The sequence below is a fragment of the Streptomyces sp. NPDC059456 genome, assembly GCF_042750055.1.
GTDB lineage: Bacteria > Actinomycetota > Actinomycetes > Streptomycetales > Streptomycetaceae > Streptomyces.
Genome location: NZ_JBHYVA010000423.1, coordinates 1 through 7,471 on the forward strand (window position 1 = coordinate 1; position 7,471 = coordinate 7,471).

6 protein-coding genes and 1 pseudogene are annotated in these 7,471 nt (G+C 71.5%); 2 read left to right on the forward strand and 5 right to left on the reverse strand.

What is annotated here, in order from left to right:
* The 4 genes and pseudogenes from ACFXA3_RS28985 to ACFXA3_RS29000 form a co-directional block, all read right to left on the reverse strand.
* Positions 1 to 466 (reverse strand): annotated as a pseudogene (locus tag ACFXA3_RS28985) (hypothetical protein); the annotation flags it as partial.
* A 113-nt stretch (positions 467 to 579) separates the two neighbouring features.
* On the reverse strand, positions 580 to 1,566 hold the full coding sequence (locus ACFXA3_RS28990; RefSeq protein ID WP_385191460.1) for an ABC transporter substrate-binding protein: 987 nt from the start codon (positions 1,564 to 1,566) through the stop codon (positions 580 to 582).
* A 70-nt stretch (positions 1,567 to 1,636) separates the two neighbouring features.
* Positions 1,637 to 2,302: an ABC transporter permease gene (locus ACFXA3_RS28995; RefSeq protein WP_385191461.1), complete on the reverse strand. Its 666-nt coding sequence runs from the start codon at positions 2,300 to 2,302 to the stop codon at positions 1,637 to 1,639.
* Positions 2,303 to 2,306: 4 nt separating this feature from the next.
* The gene (locus tag ACFXA3_RS29000) at positions 2,307 to 3,041 is read right to left on the reverse strand and encodes an ABC transporter permease (RefSeq protein ID WP_385191467.1); all 735 of its coding nucleotides are present in this window, start codon (positions 3,039 to 3,041) and stop codon (positions 2,307 to 2,309) included.
* A gap of 154 nt (positions 3,042 to 3,195) precedes the next feature.
* Between ACFXA3_RS29000 and ACFXA3_RS29005 the strand changes: the two genes are divergently transcribed.
* Positions 3,196 to 4,161 carry an ABC transporter ATP-binding protein gene (locus tag ACFXA3_RS29005; RefSeq protein ID WP_385191462.1) on the forward strand — a complete coding sequence of 322 codons (966 nt, stop codon included), beginning with the start codon at positions 3,196 to 3,198 and terminating at the stop codon, positions 4,159 to 4,161.
* 72 nt (positions 4,162 to 4,233) lie between these two features.
* On the opposite strand, the gene ACFXA3_RS29010 is transcribed toward ACFXA3_RS29005, so the two are convergent.
* Positions 4,234 to 5,343, reverse strand: a complete 1,110-nt coding sequence (locus ACFXA3_RS29010; protein WP_385191464.1) for an alpha/beta hydrolase — start codon at positions 5,341 to 5,343, stop codon at positions 4,234 to 4,236.
* A 152-nt stretch (positions 5,344 to 5,495) separates the two neighbouring features.
* On the opposite strand from ACFXA3_RS29010, the gene ACFXA3_RS29015 reads away from it, so the two are divergent.
* Entirely contained in the window at positions 5,496 to 7,355 is a 1,860-nt protein-coding gene (locus ACFXA3_RS29015) for a phosphatidylglycerol lysyltransferase domain-containing protein (protein ID WP_385191465.1), read from the forward strand.
* The last annotated feature ends 116 nt before the right edge of the window (positions 7,356 to 7,471 follow it).

A 7,471-nucleotide genomic window follows, 5' to 3' on the forward strand; every position in this document is an offset into this window, starting at 1 on the left:
CGGGGGCGGGGGCGCGGTGGGGGGGCCCGCGGCGGGCGCCCCGGGGGGGGGCGCGCGGGTGTGGGGGGGCGGGGGTGACCCGCCCACCGGGGGGGGGCTGCGGCCGGCCAAGGCCCGCGAGTTCGACCCGCTTGGCCCGCAGCTTCGCGTCGAGCTTGGCGCGCAGGGCCCGGGCCTCTTCGAGGTCGGACTCCAGCTCGGCTATCCGCTCTTCGGTCTTCCACTCGTCCTTGACGCGTTCGCGGGCGAGTTCCGCGACGCGGCGCCCGGCCGCGCGGTCCCAGGCGCGCATGACGACGGCGCCGGCCACGCCCGCGCCCGCCGCGAGGGCCACGAGCAAGCGCAGGGGCACGGGTTCCGCGAGCAGCCAGGCCGCGGCCGCACTGGCGACGGAGACTCCGGCCACGGTCGTCGGCGTGAGCAGCCGGTGCAGGGGTTCGGGGTTGCGGTGGCGTCCACGGGGCATGGCCTGAAATTTACAGGGCGTGGGGGTCGAGTGGGGTAACTGCCCGGCAATCTGTGGCCGGGCAGTTACCCGTCGTTTCTCCATCAAACCCGCCACTACTCCCGTGGCTGCTCCTACTTCGTCAGGCCCTTCGCCTTCAGATAGGCCCTCGCGACGTCCGCCGGCTTCTCCCGCTTGGCGTCCACCTGCTGGTTCAGCTCGACGAGGTCGGTGGTCGTGAGGACCTTGGTCAGCTTGTCGAGGGCGGCCGCGATCTCCGGGGAGCCGGCGTCCTTGGCGTTGACCACCGGCAGGACGTTGTCGGCGTTCTGGAGCTTCTTGTCGTCCTCCAGCAGCACCAGGCCGAAGGAGTCGAGGGTGGCGTCCGTGGTGGTGGTGAGGACCAGCTGGTCCACGCCGTCCTTGACCGCCTGCTTGGCCTGCGGGGTGCCGACGCCCTTCGGGTCGACACCGGAGACGTCGATTCCGTACGTCTTCTTCAAGCCCGGTGCGCAGAAGGGCCGTACGGCGCATTCGTCGCCCGCCGCGATCTTCACCTTCAGGCCCGACGCGCCGAGGTCGGAAAGTGTCTTCAGGTTGTTCTTCTGCGCGAATTCCTTCGACACGGCGAACGCGTTCTGGTCGACCGCCGGGCCCGCCGGGAGCGCCTTCAGGCCGAGCGGGCCGGCCAGCCGGTCCAGGGCCGCCACCGTCGCCGCCACGTCGCTGGAGGCGACCGGCTTCTCCTCGGGCGCCTTCGGCCCGTTCACCTTGGCGTTGAGGAACTCCGCGAGGGTGGCCGCGTACTCGGGGACGACGTCGATCTCGCCCTTCTCCAGCGAGGGTTCGTACAGCTCGCGGTTGTTCACCGTGGTGATCGACGTGCTGTGGCCGGCGTCGGCCAGCACCTGCGCGTACAGCTCCGCCAGGACGCTGGACTCGGTGAACCCGGCCGCGCCGATGACGATCTTGCCCTTGCCGGAGCCGGAATCGGAGGGGGCGGAAGCGCCCGCTCCGGAGTCCTTGCTCTTCTCCAGGCTGTCGCCGCCGCACGCCGCGAGCGAGACGGTCAGGGCCGCCGCTCCCAGTACGGCGCCGAGGACACGCGTGGACTTGCTCATCTGTTGCTCCTCCAAGGGAGTGGGAACGACCAACGACAGGGGGTGGCGGGCGCGGCACCGGCCGCAGGGGTCAGCGCGCCGCCGGGCGCGGGAACAGCCGGCCCACGGCCACCAGGACCCCCTCGACCAGCAGGGCCAGCGCCGCCACCAGCAGGGCTCCCGCGAAGACCTGCGGCGTGTTGTACGTGTTGAAGCCGGCGGTGATGATCCGGCCGAGGCCGCCCTGGCCGACCATGGCCGCGATCGTGGCGGTGGCGATGACCTGGACGGCGCCCGAGCGCAGCCCCGTCATCACCAGGTCCCGCGCGAGCGGCAGTTCCACCCGCCAGAACAGCTGCCCTCCGGACATGCCCATGCCCCGGGCGGCCTCCACCACCGCGCGGTCCACCTCGCGCATGCCCACGTACGCGTTGGTCAGCAGCGGCGGTACGGCGAAGAGCACGAGCGCGGCGATGGTGGGCAGATAGCCCGCGTTGCGCAGGGGCGAGACCATGAACAGCGCCAGCACGGCGAAGACCGGGACCGCCCGGCCGATGTTGGAGACGTTGACGGCGAGCGCCCCGCCCTTGCCGATGTGGCCGAGCCACAGGCCGAGCGGGAGGGCCAGTGCGCAGGCGACGGCGAGGGCGATCCCGCTGACGTAGACGTGCTCGCCGAGCCGGTGCCACACCCCGTTCTCCCCGGACCAGTTGGCCCCGGTCGCCAGCCAGTCCCAGGCCCGTCCCGGCACACCCATCTGCTCAGGCCCCCTTCACGGTCGGAGCGGGTGCCGGCGCCGTCCGCCGGACCCGCGGCGCACGCGGTGCCCGCGTCGCCCGCGTCCACGGCGTGAGCAGCCGCTGCACGCCGAGCAGCAGCAGGTCCGCCGCCAGCGCGAGCAGGACGCAGAGCGCGGACGCGGTGAGCACCTGGGCCTTGAAGGAGCTGTTGACCGCCGGGGCGATCAGGTTGCCGAGGCCGCCCTGGCCGACGATGGAGCCGACGGTGGTCAGCGCGACCGTGGACACGGTGGCGATCCGCACCCCGGCGAGCAGGGCGGGCAGCGCCAGCGGCAGTTCGACCTGCCACAGCAGCCGCGCGGGCCCGTAGCCCATGCCGCGGGCGGCCTCCCGCACCTCCTCGGGGACGGCCTCCAGGCCGGCCATCGCGTTGCGGACCAGGATCGTCAGCGAGTACAGCACCAGGCCGGTCACCACGAGCGCGGCCGACAGCCCGAACAGCGGCAGCAGCAGGGAGAACATGGCGAGCGAGGGGACGGTGTAGAGCAGGGTGGTCAGGCCCAGCACGGGCGCGGCCCAGTGCCGGCCGCGGCGGGCCAGCAGGGCCAGCGGGAGGGAGACGACGAGGCCGATAAGCACCGACACGCCCGTGATCCACACGTGCTGGAGGGTGGCGTCGGTGAGCTCCCGGGAGCGGGACGTGACGTAGTCCCAGCAGATCCAGTCGTTCGCCACCAGGCAGTTCTGCCCGGCCATGCGCTCACCCCCCACCGTCGTCGCGTACACCCATTCGAGAATGGCGCAGTCAGGAGCGACCCTAACCCCCGGCACCGACGATGGCCGGATTCCTTCGCACGAGGGTCATACTCCCGTCACAAACTCCGGAGCACGGGTGGGGGAGGATGGCCGGGTGATCCGATTCGAGCATGTGACCAAGCGCTACCCCGACGGGACGACGGCCGTCGAGGACCTGTCCTTCGAGGTGGCGGAGGGCGAACTGGTCACCCTCGTGGGCCCGTCCGGCTGCGGCAAGACGACCACGATGAAGATGGTCAACCGGCTCATCGAGCCGACCTCCGGCCGGATCCTGCTCGGCGGCGAGGACATCGCGAGCGCCGACCCGGTCGAGCTGCGGCGCCGCATCGGGTACGTCATCCAGCAGGTCGGGCTGTTCCCGCACAAGACCGTGCTGGAGAACACCGCGACCGTGCCGCAGCTGATCGGCACCCCCAGGGCCAAGGCCCGCGCCCGGGCGGCCGAGCTCCTCGACCTGGTGGGGCTGGACCCGGCCGTGTACGGGGGCCGCTACCCGGAGCAGCTGTCCGGCGGGCAGCGCCAGCGCGTCGGCGTCGCCCGCGCCCTGGCCGCCGATCCGCCGGTGCTGCTGATGGACGAGCCGTTCGGCGCGGTGGACCCGGTGGTCCGCGAGCGCCTCCAGAACGAGTTCCTGGCGCTCCAGAAGACGGTGCGCAAGACGATCCTGCTGGTCACGCACGACCTGGAGGAGGCGGTCCGGCTCGGCGACCGCATCGCCGTCTACGGCGCGGGCACCATCGAGCAGTTCGACCGCCCGGCGGCGGTGCTGGGCGCGCCGGCCACCGAGTACGTGGCCTCCTTCGTCGGCGCGGACCGCGGCCTGAAGCGGCTCGCCGTCACCCCCGTCGGGCGGGCCGACCTGACGGCCGTCGACGGGACGCCTCCGGCGGCCGCGCCGGTGGCGCTGGGGGCGAGCCTGCGCGAGGCCCTGGCCGCACTGCTCCAGGAGGACTCGGGCCGGATCGGGGTCACGGACCCGGACACCGGCGCCCTGGCCGGCGTACTGACCCCGGAGGGCGTCCACCGGGCGCTGCGCCGGGCGGGATTGCAGGAGCCGTAGGAGCCCGGAACGACGTGTGACCGGCCTCCTCGGGCCGGTCACGGTCATGCTGGCGGGCCGTCCCGCCGGGGGTCAGGCCTGGATGCGGTTGCTCATCCACACCAGCATCGGCGGGATCTCGCGGCGCCAGGTGTTGAAGTTGTGGCCGCCGCTGTCGAGGATGATCGAGGAGACCCGGTCCGGGCCCTTGACCAGCTTGATGAACTTCTTGGTGTCGTCCAGGTTCGGCTCGCCCTGCTCGCTGCTGGTGACCAGGAAGGACGTGCCGGTGGGCTTCTTGTTCTCGATGCTGTGCAGGACGTCCGCGCGCTTCTTGAGCTTGTCGTCGCCCTGGAACAGGTTGCCGGTCGTCGCGTCGTTCGCCGCGTCGTAGTACGCGGACAGACCCGCGGCGGCGCCGAAGGTCTGCGGGTAGTGCGCGGCGATCTTCAGGGCGCAGTAGCCGCCCGTCGAGTTGCCGATGAAGCCCATGTTCTGCGGCTTCTTGCCGACCCGGAAGGTGTCCTGGATGGCCTGCGGCAGGTCCTGGCCGAAGAACGTCTCGGTCTGGGGGCCGCCCGGTATGTCCACGCACTCGGTGTCACGCGGCGGCGCGATCGTCGGGCGCAGCATCACCAGGATCATCGGCTTCATCTTGCCCGCCTTGGCCTGCTTAAAGGCCGTCATCGGGTAGTTCAGCCCTTTGATCAGGTTCTCGGCGGTGCCCGGGTAGCCCGTCAGCACGATCGAGGCCGGAAAGTTCTGCTCCTTGTGCTGCGGCTGGAAGTACTCCGGCGGCAGCCACACGTACCCGGGGCTCGTTATTTTCGACTTCTGCCCGGTTATGGCAACCTTCAGGATCTGCCCGCCCACCTGGGGCTGGGCGCCGCCCGGCACGTCGAGCTTCTGCTTGTCGACGACCTTGATGTCCTTGCTGCTCATCGAGTGGTCCACGACCTTGCCGACAGACGTCTGCTGGCCGAACAGGTCCGCCCACGAGCCGTAGAAGGAGAAGGACTTGTTCGCCGCCAGGCCGACGGCCGAGAACAGCGCCAGCTGGGTCGCGAGCAGGAGGCCGATCCGGCCGAGCAGCGCACGCCAGGTGCGGCCCGAGAGCCGGGGCCACCACCACACCGTGGCCGCGAACAGCAGCACACCGGCGATGATGGCCAGCGCCAGAACCGTATTACTGGTGAGACCCATGAGCAGTCAGTCGACTTTCTGATGGCAGGACTAGTTTTTCTCGGCGGAAGAGTGAACCCGCTCGACCCCGATGTCGTCCTAGTGGACGCACCACACTCCGGAGGCTGTCGCGGCCTTCGGCCACATGATCTCTCGCGGAGCAACGGGAAGCGATGTCTAGCAGGATAGATGGCGATAAGTCGGGACAGGTTCCGAAGCAGGTCCGCCGAATCTTCCGCGGCCCACGACCGGAGTCGGTGCCCGGGCTGGTAGGTACGGCCGTCATGATCGTCGGCCTTCTGGACATCGCGGCGGGCGTGTTCCCGCGGTTCCGGCACAGCCGGATCCACGCGGTCACCGAGGTGCTGCCCGGTTCGCTGGGCCCGTTCGCAGCCGCCCTCGCCATCAGCGCGGGCGTCCTGCTGCTCCTGCTCGCCCACGGCCTCAAGCGCCGCAAGCGCCGTGCCTGGCGGGCCGCCGTCGTCCTGCTCCCGGCCGGGGCCGTGGCGCAGTTCACGTACCGGCACTCCGTCATCAGCGTCGTCATCGCGGCGGTGCTCCTGGGGCTCATCGTCCGCCACCAGGGTGAATTCAAGGCCCTGCCGGACCCGCGCAGCCGCTGGAAGGCGCTCGCCAACTTCGTGCTGATGAGCGCCGGCTCCATCGGCCTCGGTCTGGTCATCGTCAACTCCCACCCCGGCCGTGTCGTCGGCCATCCGGGTATTTACGAGCAGATCAGCCACGTCGTGTACGGCCTCGTCGGCATCGAGGGACCCGTCGACTACGCCGGCCGCGTCTCCTGGACCGTCGGCTACTCCCTCGGCGCCCTCGGCATGCTGACCGCGCTCACCACCATCTACCTGGCCTTCCGCCCCGAGCACCCGGCCGCCCGGCTCACCGCCGACGACGAGACCAAGCTGCGCGAGCTGCTCGCCAAGCACGGCGGCCGCGACTCCCTCGGCCACTTCGCGCTCCGCCGCGACAAGGCCGTCGTCTTCTCCCCCAGCGGCAAGGCCGCCGTCACCTACCGCGTCGTCTCCGGCGTGATGCTCGCCTCCGGCGACCCCATCGGCGACGTCGAGGCCTGGCCCGGCGCCATCGAGCGGTTCATGGAGCAGGCCAAGGCCCACTCCTGGACCCCGGCCGTCGTGGGCTGCAGCGAGACCGGCGGCGAGGTCTGGACCCGCGAGACCGGGCTGGACGCCCTGGAGCTCGGCGACGAGGCGATCGTCGACGTCAAAGACTTCTCCCTCTCCGGCCGTCCCATGCGCAACGTCCGCCAGATGGTGAAGCGCATCGAGCGCAACGGCTACACCACCAAGGTCCGCCGCGTCAGCGAGCTGACCGAGGAGGAGCTGGAGCGGGTGCGCGGCGCGGCCGTCGCCTGGCGCGGCACCGACACCGAGCGCGGCTTCTCCATGGCCCTGGGCCGGGTCGGCGAGGAGGGCGACGGCGACTGCTTCATCGCCACCGCGCACCGCGTGGAGGAGAACGACCCCAGCCCCTTCGGCGACCTCAAGGCCATCCAGCACTTCGTGCCCTGGGGCAAGGACGGCATGTCGCTGGAGATGATGCGCCGCGACCGCTCCGCCGACCCCGGCATGAACGAACTGCTGATCGTCGCCTCCCTGCAGCAGGCCCCCGAGCTGGGCATCGAGAAGGTCTCCCTGAACTTCGCGATGTTCCGCGCGGCCCTGGCCCGCGGCGAGAAGATCGGTGCCGGCCCGGTCCTGCGCATGTGGCGCAGCCTGCTGGTGTTCCTGTCGCGCTGGTTCCAGATCGAATCGCTGTACAAGTTCAACGAGAAGTTCCGCCCCCGCTGGGAGCCGCGCTTCATGGTCTACCGCAACAGCCGTGACCTGCCCCGCATCGGCTTCGCCGTGATGCAGGCCGAGGGCTTCGTCACGCTGGCCCTGCCCCGGCTGTTCGCCAGCCGCCGCCGTCCCAAGCCGGTGCGCACCTGCGCCCACACCCCCGTGGCGTCCGCGGTCCCGGCGCAGCCCAAGCAGGACCGCGAGGTCCAGGTCGCCTGACCCCACCCGCCGCCCCGGGGCCCCGCCCCCCCCCCCCCCCCCGCCCGGCGCCCGCCGTGGACGCCCCCCCCCCCCCCCCGCGGGTGCCCCCCCGCCCCCCCCCCCGCCCCCCCCCC